Annotated in this window: 14 protein-coding genes and 2 pseudogenes; 11 read left to right on the top strand and 5 right to left on the bottom strand. The window is 57.9% G+C overall.

Going from position 1 to position 15,802, the window contains the following annotated elements:
- Positions 1-50 precede the first annotated feature (50 nt).
- Positions 51-1,418: a class II 3-deoxy-7-phosphoheptulonate synthase gene (locus tag ACZ1G7_RS01380; protein ID WP_472661706.1), complete on the top strand. Its 1,368-nt coding sequence runs from the start codon at positions 51-53 to the stop codon at positions 1,416-1,418.
- Between the two features lie 69 nt (positions 1,419-1,487).
- Here the strand turns inward: ACZ1G7_RS01380 and ACZ1G7_RS01385 are convergent, their stop codons facing one another.
- The gene (locus ACZ1G7_RS01385) at positions 1,488-2,096 is read right to left on the bottom strand and encodes a PAS domain-containing protein (RefSeq protein WP_472661708.1); all 609 of its coding nucleotides are present in this window, start codon (positions 2,094-2,096) and stop codon (positions 1,488-1,490) included.
- 255 nt (positions 2,097-2,351) lie between these two features.
- Here ACZ1G7_RS01385 and ACZ1G7_RS01390 point away from each other — a divergent pair, with 255 nt between their 5' ends.
- From ACZ1G7_RS01390 to ACZ1G7_RS01400, 3 genes are read left to right on the top strand one after another with little or no spacing between them, the layout of a single operon-like run.
- A complete protein-coding gene (locus ACZ1G7_RS01390; RefSeq protein WP_472663645.1) occupies positions 2,352-3,239 on the top strand; it encodes a YicC/YloC family endoribonuclease in 888 nt (295 codons plus the stop codon).
- 2 nt (positions 3,240-3,241) lie between these two features.
- Positions 3,242-3,889: a guanylate kinase gene (gene gmk, locus ACZ1G7_RS01395; protein WP_472661710.1), complete on the top strand. Its 648-nt coding sequence runs from the start codon at positions 3,242-3,244 to the stop codon at positions 3,887-3,889.
- Positions 3,886-4,413, top strand: a complete 528-nt coding sequence (locus ACZ1G7_RS01400; RefSeq protein ID WP_472661712.1) for a gamma carbonic anhydrase family protein — start codon at positions 3,886-3,888, stop codon at positions 4,411-4,413. Before gmk ends, ACZ1G7_RS01400 begins: the two co-directional genes overlap by 4 nt.
- Here the strand turns inward: ACZ1G7_RS01400 and ACZ1G7_RS01405 are convergent.
- Entirely contained in the window at positions 4,410-5,006 is a 597-nt protein-coding gene (locus tag ACZ1G7_RS01405) for a histidine phosphotransferase family protein (protein WP_472661714.1), read from the bottom strand. The genes ACZ1G7_RS01400 and ACZ1G7_RS01405 overlap by 4 nt on opposite strands.
- 28 nt (positions 5,007-5,034) lie before the next feature.
- Between ACZ1G7_RS01405 and ACZ1G7_RS01410 the strand changes: the two genes are divergently transcribed.
- The 3 genes and pseudogenes from ACZ1G7_RS01410 (at position 5,035) to olsA (ending at position 6,928) form a co-directional block, all read left to right on the top strand.
- Positions 5,035-5,220: a DUF3553 domain-containing protein gene (locus tag ACZ1G7_RS01410; RefSeq protein WP_472661716.1), complete on the top strand. Its 186-nt coding sequence runs from the start codon at positions 5,035-5,037 to the stop codon at positions 5,218-5,220.
- A 120-nt stretch (positions 5,221-5,340) separates the two neighbouring features.
- A pseudogene (olsB, locus tag ACZ1G7_RS01415) lies at positions 5,341-6,101 on the top strand (L-ornithine N(alpha)-acyltransferase).
- On the top strand, positions 6,098-6,928 hold the full coding sequence (gene olsA, locus ACZ1G7_RS01420) for a lyso-ornithine lipid O-acyltransferase (RefSeq protein ID WP_472661718.1): 831 nt from the start codon (positions 6,098-6,100) through the stop codon (positions 6,926-6,928). The pseudogene olsB and the gene olsA overlap by 4 nt, the downstream one beginning before the upstream one ends.
- Here the strand turns inward: olsA and ACZ1G7_RS01425 are convergent.
- The gene (locus ACZ1G7_RS01425) at positions 6,900-7,532 is read right to left on the bottom strand and encodes a thiamine phosphate synthase (RefSeq protein WP_472661720.1); all 633 of its coding nucleotides are present in this window, start codon (positions 7,530-7,532) and stop codon (positions 6,900-6,902) included. The genes olsA and ACZ1G7_RS01425 overlap by 29 nt on opposite strands.
- A gap of 111 nt (positions 7,533-7,643) precedes the next feature.
- Here ACZ1G7_RS01425 and ACZ1G7_RS01430 point away from each other — a divergent pair, with 111 nt between their 5' ends.
- Genes ACZ1G7_RS01430 through ACZ1G7_RS01445 form a run of 4 tightly spaced genes read left to right on the top strand, consistent with a single transcriptional unit; the run spans position 7,644 to position 12,112 of the window.
- Positions 7,644-8,408, top strand: a complete 765-nt coding sequence (locus tag ACZ1G7_RS01430) for an RNA methyltransferase (RefSeq protein ID WP_472661722.1) — start codon at positions 7,644-7,646, stop codon at positions 8,406-8,408.
- A 54-nt stretch (positions 8,409-8,462) separates the two neighbouring features.
- Positions 8,463-9,602 carry a heme A synthase gene (gene ctaA, locus ACZ1G7_RS01435; protein ID WP_472661724.1) on the top strand — a complete coding sequence of 380 codons (1,140 nt, stop codon included), beginning with the start codon at positions 8,463-8,465 and terminating at the stop codon, positions 9,600-9,602.
- Between the two features lie 4 nt (positions 9,603-9,606).
- Positions 9,607-11,076 carry a carboxypeptidase M32 gene (locus ACZ1G7_RS01440; RefSeq protein WP_472661726.1) on the top strand — a complete coding sequence of 490 codons (1,470 nt, stop codon included), beginning with the start codon at positions 9,607-9,609 and terminating at the stop codon, positions 11,074-11,076.
- Entirely contained in the window at positions 11,066-12,112 is a 1,047-nt protein-coding gene (locus ACZ1G7_RS01445; protein WP_472661728.1) for an acyltransferase family protein, read from the top strand. The genes ACZ1G7_RS01440 and ACZ1G7_RS01445 overlap by 11 nt, the downstream gene beginning before the upstream one ends.
- Here ACZ1G7_RS01445 and ACZ1G7_RS01450 read toward each other — a convergent pair.
- Positions 12,113-14,204 (bottom strand): annotated as a pseudogene (locus tag ACZ1G7_RS01450) (dipeptide ABC transporter ATP-binding protein).
- A gap of 130 nt (positions 14,205-14,334) precedes the next feature.
- Positions 14,335-15,795, bottom strand: coding sequence for an ABC transporter permease (locus ACZ1G7_RS01455; RefSeq protein ID WP_472661730.1), 1,461 nt, complete (start codon positions 15,793-15,795; stop codon positions 14,335-14,337).
- Positions 15,796-15,802 lie beyond the last annotated feature (7 nt).

Below are 15,802 nucleotides of genomic sequence, written 5' to 3' on the forward strand. Positions count from 1 at the left end.
ACACAAGGCGTTCTTATATCAGACCGCTCACTCAGCAAGGGAACACGAGCATGGCACAGACATGGACCAAATCGGACTGGCGCAACAAACCGCGGATCCAGATGCCCGAGTATACTGACGCCGAAAGACTGGCCGCAGTTGAGGCCCAGTTGTCTAAGTATCCACCGCTCGTTTTTGCCGGTGAGGCCCGCACGCTGAAAGATCAGCTTGGCGCGGTTGGCCGTGGCGAGGCGTTTTTGCTGCAAGGTGGCGATTGCGCCGAAAGCTTCGCAGATTTTTCGGCTGACGGTATTCGCGATACGTTCAAAGTCATGCTGCAGATGGCGATGGTCCTGACCTACGGCGCAAAAGTGCCTGTTGTGAAAATTGGCCGTATGGCGGGGCAGTTCGCCAAGCCACGTTCTGCACCGACAGAAGTCAAAGATGGTGTCGAGCTGCCAAGCTACCGTGGTGACATCATCAATGAGCTGGATTTCACACCGGAAAGCCGCATACCTGACCCGGCCAAAATGCTGCAGGCCTACACACAAGCGGCGGCAACGCTGAACCTGCTGCGCGCGTTTTCCAAAGGTGGGTATGCCGATATTCATCAGGTTCACGCTTGGACGCTGGGCTTCACCGCCGGAGAGCAGGCCAAAGAATACCGCGACATGGCAAACCGTATCCAGGACTCGCTTGATTTCATGGCATCGGCTGGCCTGACCTCAGACAACAACGCGGAGCTTGCGACGGTCGATTTCTACACCTCGCATGAGTCGCTTTTGCTGGAATATGAAGAAGCGCTGACCCGCGTGGACTCAACCTCTGGCAAATGGCTGGCGGGCTCCGGCCACATGATCTGGATCGGCGACCGCACGCGGCAGCCGGACGGCGCACATGTTGAATTTGCCAAAGGCGTGATGAACCCGATTGGGCTGAAATGCGGGCCAACCATGACCAGCGGGCATCTGAAATCGCTGATGAACACGCTGAACCCGAACAATGAGGAAGGGCGTCTGACCCTGATCGCGCGCTTCGGGGCGGGGAATGTCGGCGAGCATCTGCCGCGTTTGATCAAGGCGGTGCAGGAAGAAGGCGCCAACGTGGTTTGGACCTGCGACCCGATGCACGGCAACACGATCAAAGCGGCCTCCGGCTACAAAACCCGGCCTTTCGATTCTGTGTTGCGCGAAGTTCAGGACTTCTTTGGTGTCCACAAAGCAGAAGGCACGGTGCCCGGCGGCGTACATTTCGAGATGACCGGCGCGGATGTGACCGAATGCACCGGCGGCGTCCGTGCAGTCACAGACGAGGACCTGTCGGATAGGTACCACACAGCGTGCGATCCACGTTTGAACGCGTCACAATCATTGGAACTGGCTTTCTTGGTTGCTGAAGAGCTGTCCAACCGGGCGGAGGCGCGTCGCGCCGCTATCTAGTTGAACCAAAAGACATAAAAAAAGCCCCGCAAGCTGCTGCTTAGCGGGGCTTTTTGTGTGCCAATAGCGCTATTCTACGACACGCAGGTAAGGCACTTTGGTCTCACGCGTGAAGGGTTGTTGCTGTTCGGCAAACCCTGCGGGTTCCAGCATCGCGGCTTTGCGTTGCATCTCGGGCTCACGGCTCATCATGCCCGTGTTGAGCGACGTGCGTAAAACGTCTTCGATACGGAACCGGCGTGGCGGGATACCAGCTGGGCCTTCAGTCGTCAGGCAACCCATGGCGCGGTCCGAATTTGGGAAATCGCCCTTAAGGGGAAGGATCAACATTTGCGCTGTCATTGGTGCGGTGCCGGGGCGTTCCGAGATCAGGCGATATTCCTGAATTTCAGGCTCCAAAAAGGCTTGTTCTAGGATGGCGCTGAAAGTCGCGCGCTCTTCCGGCACAATCAGCGAGCGCAGCGGCATAGCGCGCAATTCCATGCCCATAAGGTCGTTCAGTGCCATACCCGCAAGGCGAAAGCGGACGTCGCCGGTGCTGGCCTGGTGCAAAATAAAGCAGTTGGAAAGAAAGGGCGACATTTCACGCGGATCAATTTCCGAGCGCAACGGCATCTTGCGTCCGGCGCGCATATCTTCCCAATGCGCGCGGATGTGGCTTTGAGCGGTTTGAGTCATCTCTTTTCTATGTGTCCTAAATGGGACGAGATTCTCGGGGGCATCAGGTGTGCCATGGGTTGGCCCGGACATATGTTTCCTCGCGGTTCAAAAATATAAGGCCCACCCCACCGGGGCCCTGTCATTCGTTCCGCAACGTTTAGGTCTTATTAACCTTAGCTCTTGTGAACCATCGTTGCGAAAACTTAACATGTTCTTAATAGCGCAGTTTTTAAAGAAATTGCATGTTCTAAACCGTTAAAGGGTTAACGCGTGATGCTTCATTCCATGACCGGGTTCGCCTCGGAAACCGGCGCCCAGCCTGGGTTGTCCTGGACCTTTGAAGTCCGCAGCGTGAATGCAAAAGGCCTCGACGTGCGGGTGCGCGCGCCTGAGAAAATGGTCGGCATTGATCAGCAGCTTAAGGCGCACATTCAGAAGAAGCTGCACCGGGGCAATGTGAACGCCACGCTGCGGGTTGAACAAGACCGCAATAGCCAAGCGTCACAATTGGACGAAGACGCCCTGCAGCGTGCTATGGAGGCCTGTAAGCAAGTGCAAGACAGCGCTGCGGCCGCGGGGCTGGAAATGCGCCCGACCTCGGCTGCGGAGGTTTTGGGCCTGCGCGGCGTCATGAATGGCACAGATGACAGCGATGATTGGCCAAGTTTTGAGGCGATATTGCCCAGCGTGAATAGCGCTTTGGACGCCTTTGTTGCGATGCGGAAAGCAGAAGGCGCAGCCCTTGCGTTGGTTCTGGAGGGAAGCTTGTCAGACGTCGCCGCCCTAACCAAACAAGCCGCGCTTTTGGCGGAGGCGCGCAAGGATCAAATGGCTGAAACACTGAAGTCCAACCTGTCGCGCGTGTTGGGCAATGTGGATGGCGCGGATCCGGACCGCGTGGCGCAAGAGCTGGCGCTTTTGGCCGTCAAAGCCGATGTGACCGAAGAAATAGACCGGCTTTTGGCGCATGTCGACGCGGCGCGCGCCTTGCTGGAACAGCCTGGCGCAGTGGGCCGCAAGCTCGACTTTCTGATGCAAGAATTCAACCGCGAGGCGAATACGCTTTGTTCCAAATCGGGCTCGACCGAGTTGTCGCGCGTGGGGCTTGACCTCAAGGCGGTGATTGATCAGATGCGCGAGCAAGTCCAGAACGTGGAGTAATCATGGCACAACGGCGCGGCATCCCGATCATCCTGTCATCGCCCTCTGGGGCAGGAAAATCGACGTTATCCAAGCGGTTGATGACCTGGGACCCGACGATCAGCTTCTCCGTCTCTGCCACCACCCGCGCCCCACGCAGCGGCGAGGTAGATGGGCGCGAATATTTTTTTCGGACCCGTGAGGCCTTTCAACAGATGGTCGCCAATGGCGAAATGCTTGAACATGCGGAAGTGTTTGGAAATTTCTATGGTTCCCCTCTTTGCCCGGTTGAAACCGCGCTGAACAATGGCAAAGACGTGATTTTTGACATCGACTGGCAGGGTGGGCAGCAGATCAAAGACAAGGCCGCGCTGATCGGCGATGTGGTTACGATCTTCATATTGCCGCCGTCGATTGGGGAGTTGGAACAGCGCCTGCGCAGTCGAGCTCAGGACAGTGACGAAGTGATTGCCAACCGGATGACGAAGAGCGCGGATGAGATCAGCCATTGGCGCGAATATGATTACTGTATCATCAACCGCGATCTGCCCGACAGCGAGGCGCAACTCAAGGCGATCCTGACCGCGGAGCGTTTGCGTCGGACGCGTCAATCGGGGCTGGAAGGCTTTGTTGACGATCTCAACACTCAATTTGTGGAGCGGAATACATGACTTTTTACAGCCTTGATGGGCACAGCCCGGTAACGCCGGAAGATGGAGATTTTTGGGTTGCCCCAGACGCAAACGTCATCGGGAACGTGATCTTTGAAACCGCGACCTCCGTTTGGTTTGGCGTGACGATACGCGGCGACAATGAACCGATCACCGTGGGTGCGGGCAGCAATATTCAGGAAAACTGCGTGTTGCACACGGATCCCGGCTGTCCGCTGACGATTGGCGCGAATTGCACGATTGGCCATAAGGCAATGCTGCATGGATGCACGATTGGGGCTGGTTCCCTGATTGGCATGGGGGCCACGATTTTGAACAATGCGGTGATTGGCAAAGGCTGTCTGATCGGCGCAGGCGCTCTGATCACCGAAGGCAAAACCATTCCTGATGGCACCATGGTACTGGGCTCACCGGGTAAGGTGGTGCGTGACCTTGATGCCGCTCAAATCGCGTCACTGATAAAATCTGCTGAGAACTATCAAGCCAATATGCGCCGGTTCCGCGACGGGCTGGTCGCGCTTTAGTAGCGCAGCGACACCGCGCTGTCCGAATGCCCGACAAGCGGTGACAGCTGCATCTGTTGGAACGCGTCATGCAGCAGCTGGAACTGCACCTGGCTGGAAGGCAGTTCCTCCTCAGCGCCGCGCGTCAAAATGTTCCAAAGCCCGGCATCGTAGCGCACAGATGGGCCGTAGGCCTGCATTTGCCAATTTCCCCGTTCCTCGGCAATGACGATTTCGCCGCCTTGGGGCAGGGCGGTCTCCAAACACATGAGCGCCAGCAACGCGGTCTTTGCCTCCGTGCGGCTAGGGTCAGCTGACGGCCCCCAACGCACAACAAGACGCCCGCCGCCATAGCAGCCATCAAGCAGTTTCAGAATTTCGGCGCGCGCCATCATCTGGTTGCCATTCGCAGCACCCAAGGCCACGCGGAAAAATTTGACCCGCGCATTTGCGCTCGCCACGGCTTCTTCGATCAGCTTCATCTCGGGCGAGCTGGCAGCGCCGGTCATTGACAAAAGCTCCACCCCATTGCTGATCGCGCCCAAAGGGCTGATAAGGTCATGGCAAATGCGTGAGCCGAGCAGAGCCGCGCTGTCTTTAATATTCGTGGTCATCAGGTCAGTTCCGAGGGGTTGTGCCATAATGGAAGAATTAAACTCGCTTTTGGAGCCGGGTATGCTGGTGCGCCACCCGGGCGCGCCCGACTGGGGGCTTGGACAGGTTCAATCCAACATAAATGGTAAAATTACAGTTAACTTCGAGCATCAAGGCAAGGTGACGATAAACGGGTTTCAAGTTGTGCTCACGATCGAGCAACCTATTGGTTAAGAAATAAAAAGAGAAACAGAGATCGTTTCATGACCAGACGCTACCAACTGCGCAAGGCACCCGACAAGGCGAATTTCGAACTGGGCACCCAAATCCCAAAGTTCGGGCGTTAACGTGCCGATGACGCCGGAACTTGAATTGCGCCTTGCCTGCGCGGAGCCGGATCTGCGCGGAGCGGAGCGGCTGCGCTACAAGGTCTTCGTCGAAGAGCTGGGCGGTGATGGCGCATTGGTTGACCATGCGGGGCGGTTTGAGCGCGACGCGTTTGACCCGTTCATGGACCAGCTGATCTTGGTGAATCCGGCGCGCGATGCCGCGCAGTTTGACCATGTGGTTGGGGTATATCGCCTCCTGCGAGATGAGGCCTGCGCGAAAGCCGGGCGCTACTATAGCGAAACTGAATATGACCTAACGGCATTGAAGTCTTCGGGCCGGAAACTTTTGGAATTGGGACGGTCCTGCGTAGAGGCGGAACATCGGGGGGCACGGCGATGTTTCAGCTGTGGCAAGGGCTCGCGGACTACGTCACCACCCATCAGATTGAAATCCTGTTTGGCGTGGCGAGCTTTCATGGCACGGACGTAAAGCCCTTGGCGCATGCGTTGTCCAACCTGCATCATTCACATCTTGCGCCCGCCGAGCTGCGCCCGCGATCCAAAGCGTTTCAAAGCATGGATTTGCTGCCGAAATCCGAGATCGACCGCCCCCACGCCATCAAAAACACGCCCGCCCTGATAAAGGCCTATCTGCGCCTCGGCGGTGTGGTCGGCGAGGGCGCCTTTGTGGATCATGACTTCAATACGATTGATGTCTGCCTGGTGATGGACACTGCGCAGATGTCGGCCAAGCATCGTGATCTTTACACGCGGGCGCGGCGATGACGTGGAACGATGTGCCAGAGGCAGAAATCGCGCCGCTGGGGCCAGCGGGCTATACGCGCGCGGTGTTGCGCGGCGTTCCTTTGGCTTTGTTGGTTTTGGTCGGTGTGCTGATCTTGCTGGCGCTGCGACTGGTCGAAAAACCGTTTTTTGGATTAAACCGACCAATTACACCCTTCATCACGCGATTTGTGTGCCGCAATGGGCTGCGGATTCTGGGTATCGGGTTTCGCGCACAGGGCGCGCCGATGAAGCAAAAGGGTGGGGTGGTGGCGAACCATGCCTCCTGGCTCGATATTTTCTCGCTTAATGCAGTTGATCGGCTCTATTTCGTCTCCAAAGCTGAGGTGGCAAAGTGGCCCGGTATTGGCGCGCTTGCGCGGTCCGTTGGGACGGTGTTTATCCGTCGCGACCGGCAGGACGCTGCGCGTCAGAAAGCGCTGTTTGAACAACGCCTGCAAGCCGGTCACAAGCTGCTCTTTTTCCCAGAAGGAACCAGCAGCGACGGGCGTCGTGTTTTACCATTTAAATCGACGCTCTTCGCGGCATTCTTCGCACCCGAATTGCGCGATATTTGTTATATTCAGCCGGTTTCCGTCAGCTACTCCGCGCCTGCTGACCAATCGCCACGGTTTTACGGCTGGTGGGGCGATATGGATTTCGCGCCGCATTTGTTGCAAACGCTAGGTGCTGCGCGGCAGGGGCATATCGAGGTGGTCTACCACCCACCGCTGCGCGTCGCTGATTATGCCGATAGAAAAACGCTTGCGGCCGTCTGTGAGGACGCTGTGCGTGCCGGTGTTAAACCAGCGGCGCTGTCAGAGCCTTAAGGGCCGTCAGCGGGTCATCTGACTTCCAAATCTCCGATCCGATGGCGAAGAAGTCGGTAAACGGCGCGAAGGCCTCAACATTGTCCAGCGTCAAGCCGCCCTCGGCCACAATGGGCAATTCGATCATCTGGGACCAAAACTCGAAATCTTCTTTTTGTGCCAAGGCGCCGTCGCCAAGACCCGTATCGCCAAGCGGGCCCAGTGCCACGTAATCCGCGCCGCTTTCGCCCGCATTCATTCCCTCATGACGCGAGGTGCCGGCATAGGCCCCGACAACGACATCGGCACCCAGCTCCTTTCGGGCGAAGCGAACCGTGCGCGCGCCGTCTTGCAGATGCACCCCGTCCAGCCCCAGTTTTTCGACCAGGCGCACATGGCTGTCTAACACCAGTGGGATATCACGGGCGTGGCAGGTTTCGCGCAAAAGATCGGCGGCACGGCTGACATCATCCTCGTCAGTGGCGGCCAATGCCAGCCGGACGCATGCGATATCTACGTTGTCCATGATGCGCGCCAGCTGCGTGGGATAGCTCGACAGCTCAAAATCAGAGGGCGTGATCAAGTAGATTTGCGGGACCTGTTGGTCGTCGGTCGCATCGGTCATGGGCTTTGCCTTTTGTTTGGCTTGTCTTACAAGCCGCCACGGCGCCTCACAAGGGCATTGCGCGCCTTTGCCCCGGTGGCGTAAACCCCGCGCAACACTGAGGGAATAGGCATGTCAGGCACAGATCATCAGGCGCAACCCAACTGGGGCGGCCCGCAACCCGTGATGGTACTGGTTGGCCCGCAAATGGGCGAGAATATCGGCGCGGCGGCGCGCGGCATGTTGAACTTCGGGCTCGAGCATATGCGTCTGGTCGCGCCGCGCGACGGGTGGCCGAACCCTGCAGCGACGGCGACGGCGTCAGGCGCCGCGAAGGTGCTCGACAAGGTGGGGGTGTTTGACACGACTGCCAGTGCTATCGGCGACATGGATTATGTCTATGCCACCACGGCGCGGCCCCGCGACATGACCACACGCGTCGTCACGCCGGAACAGGCCATGGGGGAGGCCCGCGCCCTGATCTCAGACGACAAGCGCGTGGGCGTTTTGTTCGGGGCGGAACGCTCGGGATTGGAAAACGCCGATATCGCGCTTGCAAATGCGATTGTCACGGTCCCGGTGAACCCGGGATTTGCTTCCCTGAACCTGTCGCAATGCGTGCTGCTGACCGCCTATGAATGGCGCCGCCAATCGGAGGCGGGCGTCATTGAGGTTCCGAAAGTCGCAAGTGCGTCGCAGCTGGAGGTTGAAAAGCTATACGACCATTTCGAACAAAGGCTGGAGACCGCAGGCTTCTTCTTTCCCGAAACGAAGGCCGCATCGATGAAACTGCATTTGCGCAACATGTTGTCGCGCATGCCGCTGACCCCGCAGGACGTGCAGATTTTCCACGGTATGCTGCGGCAATTCGTGCGCTGGAAAACCCGTGACGATTAGTTGCCGCCACCGTGCCGCAGGACTAGGTTGAGCACAAAGAGATAAGAGGCTGATATGGCACAGAAACGCTCCATCTTTGAAGAGGTCGACAGCGCTGAAAAACCGCAGGCGCAGGCAGGCGTGATCGACCGCGCAAAGTCCCCGGGCGCGCGCGGCGCGATACGCGGTTGGCTCATGGTGCTGTTTGCGCTGGTGGTTGTGATGATCGCCGTGGGCGGCCTAACGCGGCTGACAGATAGCGGTCTTTCGATCACCGAATGGAAGCCCGTGACCGGAGCGATCCCGCCAATGAGCGCGGAAGTCTGGGCCGAAGAATTCGAGAAATATAAACAAATCCCGGAATACCAGGAACAGAATGCGGGCATGTCACTGGCCGAGTTCAAAGTGATCTATTGGTGGGAATGGGGCCACCGGCAGCTGGGCCGCGTGATCGGTTTGGTGTGGGCCCTGGGCTTTGCTTACTTCGCCGCAAGACGCCAAATCCCAACCGGCTGGAACGGGCGGCTGTTGCTGTTGGGCGCGCTTGGCGGATTGCAGGGGTTCATTGGCTGGTGGATGGTATCCTCCGGCCTTGAAGACGGAATGCTTGATGTTGCACCCTACCGTTTGGCTACGCATCTGGGGCTGGCCTTCATCATCCTCGGGCTCATCTGTTGGTACGTGCTGCGCCTTGGCAGGCCGGAAGCTGACTTGATGCAGGCTCGCCGCAATGGCGAGCCGAAGCTCAAGCGCATGGTCACCGGGTTGATGCATGCGAGCTATCTGCAGATCATTCTTGGCGCTTTGGTCGCGGGCAATGATGCCGGGCGCACCTATACGGATTGGCCGCTGATGGGCGGCGATGTGTTCCCAACGCTCGCGTTTGAGTTTGAGCCGTGGTGGCGCAACTTCTTCGAAGGTGAGGCATTGGTGCAGTTCAACCACCGGGTGCTGGGCTACCTTGTTTTCATTTTCGGATTGGTTGTTTGGCGTGTTTCCCGCCGGTCGGGCAATTTGGCAACCAAGCAGGCCTTTGATTGGGTAATGGTGATGCTGTTTGGCCAGATGGTCTTGGGCATTGGGACCATCCTTTACGCAGCCCCATGGCAGTTGGCGATTGCCCACCAGCTGGGCGCGGTTGCTTTGATTTGTCTGATCCTGCGTGCCCGGTTCCGCGCAATGTACCCAACCGCCCAAACCGTGAAACGAGGCTAAGACGATGAGCGCATATGATGATTTGATGGCCTATGAGCGGGTCACGCAGGCTCTGTCCTCCGTCGCGGGGCGCACGGGTTGGGATCAGGAAACGATGATGCCTGCTGGCGCCGCTGACCTGCGGTCTGAAGAAATGGCTGCTATGGAGGAAGTGCTGCACGCGCGCCGCACCGACCCGGTGGTCGGCGATCTGCTGGAGACGGCTGTGGCTGACACCGATGTCGCCCGTGCTAACCTGCGGCTTATCCGGCGGCGCTATGATAGGACGGTGAAAATTCCGGCTGATCTGGCGACGGCCATGGCGCGTCATACCTCAAAAGGGCAGGGGATCTGGGCAGAAGCGCGGGCGGAGAATGACTACGCCAAATTCGCGCCAGTCTTGTCCGAGATGATCCGCCTGAAACGCGAAGAGGCCGCTTGCCTCGCGGATGGCGGCGACGCCTATGATGCATTGTTGGAGGATTATGAGCCCGGGATGACCGGCGCAGAGCTGGCGGCGATGTTTGACCGGATGCGGCCGCGGTTGGTCGATCTGCGTGCACGCGTTCTGGACGCTGAGGCGCCCGCGCCGTTGGATCATGCGTTCGACGAGGACGGGCAGATGGCGCTGACCAAGATGCTTGCGCAGAGCTTTGGCTATGATTTGACGATTGGCCGGATCGACAAGGCGGTGCATCCGTTCAGTTCTGGGTCCGGCACGGATGTGCGGATCACCACGCGCACTAGCCCGCGCGATCCGTTCAATTGCCTCTATTCGACCATCCATGAGGTGGGCCATGCCTGCTATGAACAAGGAATTGACGCGGCCTACCAGCTGACCCCGCTGGGGTCCGGCGTGTCGATGGGGGTCCATGAAAGCCAAAGCCGGATTTATGAAAACCAGCTGGGTCGCTCACGCGCCTTTACCGGTTGGATTTATGGCAAAATGCGCGATCAGTTCGGCGATTTCGGCGTGGCGGATGAGGACTCATTCTACCGCGTCGTGAACCGTGTGGGCTCGGGCTATATCCGCACCGAGGCGGATGAGGTGCACTACAACCTTCACGTCATGTTGCGCTTTGATCTGGAACGCAAATTGATCGCGGGCGATCTTGAGGTCGCTGATCTTGAAGCCGCATGGAACGACCGGTTTGAAAGCGATTTCGGCGTCGCTGTGGATCAGCCATCCAATGGCGTTCTGCAAGATGTGCACTGGTCTTTCGGGTTGTTTGGATATTTCCCGACCTACAGTCTGGGAAATGTCTATGCGGGCTGTTTGTATCAGTCGTTGCGCGCTGCGGTCCCGGGGTTGGATGATGAATTATCCGTTGGCGATACCGGTCCTGCGACACGCTGGTTACGCGAGAACCTACAGAAATTCGGCGGGTTGCGGGAACCCCGCGACACGATCATCCATGCCTGCGGGTTTGAACCCACGGAAGCGCCGTTGCTGGATTATCTCGACGAAAAATTCGGGGCGCTCTATGGGCTCTAGCGGACACGCTACCTTTCTGCGCCGGTACGGTGACACGGATTTCATTTCCGGCCTGCGCGCTATCGCGGCGGTCATGGTCATGATGTTTCACACCGGCGGGCTGCGTGATTTGGGGTGGGTTGGCGCGAACATCACCTCGCTTGGCTTTTCGGGCGTGCAGATGTTCTTTGTGATCTCGGGGTTCTCCGTCGCCGTGTCCTATGCTGCCGCGCCAAATTACATGGCCTATCTGGTGCGCCGTTTGGCGCGCATTTTGCCGCTTTACTTCTTCGTGCTGGCGCTTGCGATCTTGCTGATGGCGACCGGTTTGGCCCCCTATAATTACTGGGCCGATTACTTCGACGTGCCGATAGATAGCTACAACGTCTTGATGCATTACGCGCTGCTAAGCATGTTCGACTACAAAATTGCCAACTCAATCCTTGGTGTGGAATGGACCATCCCGATTGAGGTCTTCTGGTACCTTCTGCTGCCCCTGATCATCGAGCGGCTCTATGGTTGGAAACAGGCGGTTTGGGTGATGATTGGCTTGATCGTGCTGGCCTTTACCACGAAATTCATCCTCGATCACACTGGCACCGCCCGGGCGGCGCGGTGGTTTCCGACCAGTTACGGGCCATATTTCCTGATGGGCGTGCTGTGCATGATGTGGCGCGACAAGATGGGCAAATGGGCGCCGCTCGCCTTTTGGTCGGGCGCGCTGGTTTTGTGTTTCGCGTTTTGCGCAGGCTTGCCCTACATGCGGCCCGTTGTGGGCGTTTCAACCATGTTGATGATCTTGGGGCATCGCGGCACCGGGATTTTGGGCAGCACGCCATTTATCTTCGTGGGCACCATCAGCTATTCTGTCTATCTGCTGCATGTCATGGTCCTGCAATTGCTGGACCTGCCAAGCGGCTGGGACCGGCATTGGACCTTTCTGGTGGTGTTTGCAGTGACGCTTGTGGCCGCGACGCTCAGCTTTCTTGCGGTTGAAAAGCCGACGATGGCATGGGGGGCACGTATATCGCGCCACCCAAAGATTGCGCCGGCCTGATTATTCCGCCGCGATTTTGATTACCGGCTCCATGCGCGCCAGAATGTCATCGGCAAGGTGGCATTTGACCTGATGGCCTTCCGCCAGATGGCGTACCGGTGGCAGGTCTTTTTCGCAAAGACCGTCAGGCACCTGATCCTTCCAGCGGCAGCGCGTTTGGAACGGGCAGCCGGGGGGCGGGTTCATCGCGGACGGGATGTCGCCTTCCAGAACGATATGCTGCTTTTCAATAGACGTATCCGCGATAGGCACAGCGGATAACAGAGCCTCGGTATAGGGGTGATAGGGCGGCTGGAAGACCTGATCGGTCGCGCCCATTTCGACCACATGCCCCAGATACATCACCATCACACGGTCCGACAAATACCGCACAATCGATAGGTCGTGCGATATGAACAGCAGCGTCGTCTTATTCTCCCGCTGGATGTCCATCAGCAGATCGGTCACGGCGGCCTGTACCGAAACGTCAAGCGCGGAGACAGGTTCATCAGCCACAACAATGCGCGCGTCACCGGCGAAAGCGCGCGCAATGCCCACGCGTTGCTTCTGACCACCTGAAAGTTGGCGCGGCATGCGGGTTGCAAACTCGCGTGGCAGTTTCACCAGATCGAGCAGCTCCAGCATGCGCTGTTCGCGGGCGGCCTCCGTGTTGCCGATGCCGAAGATTTCCAAGGCGCGCACGATTTGGCGGCCGACGGTCATCGACGGGTTCAGCGTGTCGAACGGGTTTTGGAACACCATCTGCACGTCTGAGACGGTTTTGGTGTCACGATCCTCAATCGGGATGTCGCCGATTGCTTGGTTGTCTAACAGAATTTCACCGTCTGTTGCCGTTTCCAGTCCCATGAGAACTTTGGCGAAGGTGGACTTGCCGCAGCCTGACTCGCCGACGATGGCGAGGGTCTCGGATTCGCGCGCCTCAAAGCTGAGGGTTTCATTGGCTTTGACGACTTTCTTGTCGCCGCCGCCGAACATCGCATTGGCCGCTACTTCGTAGTATTTTTTGAGGTTGTCCATCTTGAGGACGACTTTTCCGGGGGCTGCTTTTTCGCCTTTCCTTTCGATTTCAAGAGGCGCGTTCCAGTCGATTTCCTGGAATTTCAAACAGCGGGTTTCGTGGCGGTCACCGCCTTCAACCGGGTACATTGAGATGGGTTTGTCTTCATTGCACAGACCCTCTTCGAAATAGTCGCAGCGGGGTCCGAAATTGCATCCCGGTGGGCGTTCATGGGGCAGGGGGAAGTTGCCCGGTATCGCCACCAGCGGGCGCGAATTCTTATCGGCACCGGGCAGTGGGATCGACCGGAACAGCGCCTGCGTGTAGGGATGCTGCATCTTGTCGAACACGTCGTTGATGCGTCCTGTTTCAACCGTTTCACCCGAATACATCACGCAAAGTCTGTCGCAGGTCTCAAGCACTAAGCCTAGGTTATGACTGATAAAAAGCATCGAGGTGCCGTATTTTTTGCCGAGGTCTTTGACCAGTTCGACAACAGCGGCCTCCACCGTCACGTCTAGCGCGGTTGTGGGTTCATCAAGGATCAGCAGGGACGGTTTTGACATCAAGGCCATGGCGATGACGATGCGTTGTTGTTGCCCGCCCGACAGTTGGTGCGGGTAGCTTTTCAGCATGCGTTCGGGGTCAGGAAGTTTCACATCTGTGACCACTTCGAGGGCGCGGGCGTAGGCCTCTTTCTCGCCGACGCCTTCGTGGATCATTGGGACTTCCATCAGCTGTTTGCCGATCTTCATGGCGGGGTTCAAACTTGCCATAGGCTCTTGATAAATCATGGCAATATCGGAGCCACGGATTTTGCTGAGCTGCTCAAGCGACATCTCGCCAAGGTCTTCGCCTTTGAATTTGATGTTGCCTCCGACGATGCGCCCGTTGACGCCCAAATCCTGCATGACGCCAAGGGCTACGGTGGATTTACCGCACCCGGATCTCGCCGACCAGACCCATTGCCTCACCCGGCAGGACAGAGCAGGAAAAATCCATCACCGCCGGGATTTCGCGCAGCCGTGTGAAGAAGGAAATGGAGAGCTGATCGATCTCCAGAATGGGGCCGTCATATGCCTTTTTCTCTGCCATTAACCTTTTCCTTTTGTCGCAAATTCGGGCGTACACAACCCGTACACAGGGCGTACACACCCTGTCGTGACAGCGCGTGCCGACGCGCTGTTAACTATTTTTGTTTTTAGGTTCTGAAGCTGCGCCATCTCTAGTCTTTCAACGACTCTTCACGCAGGCCGTCGGCCAGCAGGTTCAAGCCAAGCACGAGGCTCATCAGTGCAAGCGCGGGGACGATAGCCGGGTGCGGGTAGACGCCCAGCAATCTGCGGCCTTGGTTGATGGTTGTGCCCCAATCCGGGCTTTCAGGGCTCAGCCCCAGACCGAAGAAGCCCAACGTGCCCAGAAGGATTGTGGTGTAGCCGATGCGCAGGCAGAAATCGACGATCAGCGGCCCACGCGCGTTGGGCAGGATTTCCCATAGCATGATGTACCACGGACCTTCGCCACGGGTTTGCCCAGCGGCGACATAGTCACGGGTTTTGATATCCAGTACCAATCCCCGCACGATCCTGAACACTGTCGGCGCGTTCACGAAGACCACGGAGACGAAGACGATCAAGACGCCGCTATCGAGCGATATGTAGCCCAAAGGATCCGCATCCCAAGCCAGTCCAAGATAGATGTATCCGCCAATGGCGACGGTCAGACCGACATAGAGGTTGCGCTTGGATGGCTGAGTGTAAAAGCGCGATTGCCAGAGCACCAGCAGGAACACGATCGGGAAGGCGAACAGCACGGCGGCCATGAATTTCGGAAATGTCACCTGATTGCCAAAGAGCGAGAACAGAACGTATTCGCGGATTTCTGGTGTCACCAACAAGAAGAACAGCAAGATGACCGGGAAGGCCAAAACGAGGTTGGCGATGAAGCTGATGATGGTGTCGAACCGACCGCCATAATAGCCTGCGGGCAGCCCCAATGTGATGCCCACCATGAAGGCGAAGGCTGTTGCTGCCGGTGCGATGACCAGCACGGAGGTGGCCCCAAACACCATGCGCGAGAAGACGTCGCGTGCCAGCGTGTCGCCGCCCAGCAGGTAATGCGGGAATTCACCTTCTTCCGGTGCGCGTAGTGGGGTGCCGGGGACCTTGTTCTTCATGCCGGACACCTGATCCAAAACCGGATGGGTAATGATCATATCAAAGAGCCCGGCGAAGATGGCGGTATAGACCCAGAACATCACAAGCGCGAAGCCGACCATCCCGATCATTGAATCGAAGAGCTTGCCGTAGAGTCCGAGCTTGCGCTTGAACATGATCGACAAGACGAAGGTCAGCACCAATGCCACCCAGACGGGCAGGAAGCGTGCGCCGACCTCGCCCACAATGCCGGCGTAGCCGTAAGGCGTGACGATGCCTGCGAGCAGGTAGATCACGATGAGCGCCAGGATCGCGAAGAAGCTGTATCGCAACGCCATGCCCAAAAGGTGGCTTGGGCCGCCTGCGGCTTCCAGTGCCATCTGCGAGTTCACGGCGCGGATTTGCGGCTCCGGCTTGACGATGTTCAACAAGACAAAGCCCAGCACCGACACGACGAAGGCGAAGAAGGCAAAGAAGAAGAGCGGGTTCAAAAAGCTGCCGAGGCTGCCTGTCCAGGTCAATGGGTCCATGACTATT

The sequence above is a fragment of the Litoreibacter sp. JB4-2 genome, from assembly GCF_055693445.1.

Bases quoted from the DNA above. Each gene is read 5' to 3' on its own strand.
- ACZ1G7_RS01405 (WP_472661714.1), bottom strand. From the start codon at position 5,006: ATGACCACGAATATTAAAGACAGCGCGGCTCTGCTCGGCTCACGCATT.
- ctaA (WP_472661724.1), top strand. From the start codon at position 8,463: ATGGCACAGAAACGCTCCATCTTTGAAGAGGTCGACAGCGCTGAAAAA.
- olsA (WP_472661718.1), top strand. From the start codon at position 6,098: ATGACGTGGAACGATGTGCCAGAGGCAGAAATCGCGCCGCTGGGGCCA.
- ACZ1G7_RS01410 (WP_472661716.1), top strand. From the start codon at position 5,035: ATGGAAGAATTAAACTCGCTTTTGGAGCCGGGTATGCTGGTGCGCCAC.
- ACZ1G7_RS01445 (WP_472661728.1), top strand. From the start codon at position 11,066: ATGGGCTCTAGCGGACACGCTACCTTTCTGCGCCGGTACGGTGACACG.
- ACZ1G7_RS01380 (WP_472661706.1), top strand. From the start codon at position 51: ATGGCACAGACATGGACCAAATCGGACTGGCGCAACAAACCGCGGATC.
- ACZ1G7_RS01455 (WP_472661730.1), bottom strand. From the start codon at position 15,795: ATGGACCCATTGACCTGGACAGGCAGCCTCGGCAGCTTTTTGAACCCG.
- ACZ1G7_RS01425 (WP_472661720.1), bottom strand. From the start codon at position 7,532: ATGACCGATGCGACCGACGACCAACAGGTCCCGCAAATCTACTTGATC.
- ACZ1G7_RS01400 (WP_472661712.1), top strand. From the start codon at position 3,886: ATGACTTTTTACAGCCTTGATGGGCACAGCCCGGTAACGCCGGAAGAT.
- ACZ1G7_RS01430 (WP_472661722.1), top strand. From the start codon at position 7,644: ATGTCAGGCACAGATCATCAGGCGCAACCCAACTGGGGCGGCCCGCAA.
- ACZ1G7_RS01390 (WP_472663645.1), top strand. From the start codon at position 2,352: ATGCTTCATTCCATGACCGGGTTCGCCTCGGAAACCGGCGCCCAGCCT.
- ACZ1G7_RS01440 (WP_472661726.1), top strand. From the start codon at position 9,607: ATGAGCGCATATGATGATTTGATGGCCTATGAGCGGGTCACGCAGGCT.
- ACZ1G7_RS01385 (WP_472661708.1), bottom strand. From the start codon at position 2,096: ATGACTCAAACCGCTCAAAGCCACATCCGCGCGCATTGGGAAGATATG.
- gmk (WP_472661710.1), top strand. From the start codon at position 3,242: ATGGCACAACGGCGCGGCATCCCGATCATCCTGTCATCGCCCTCTGGG.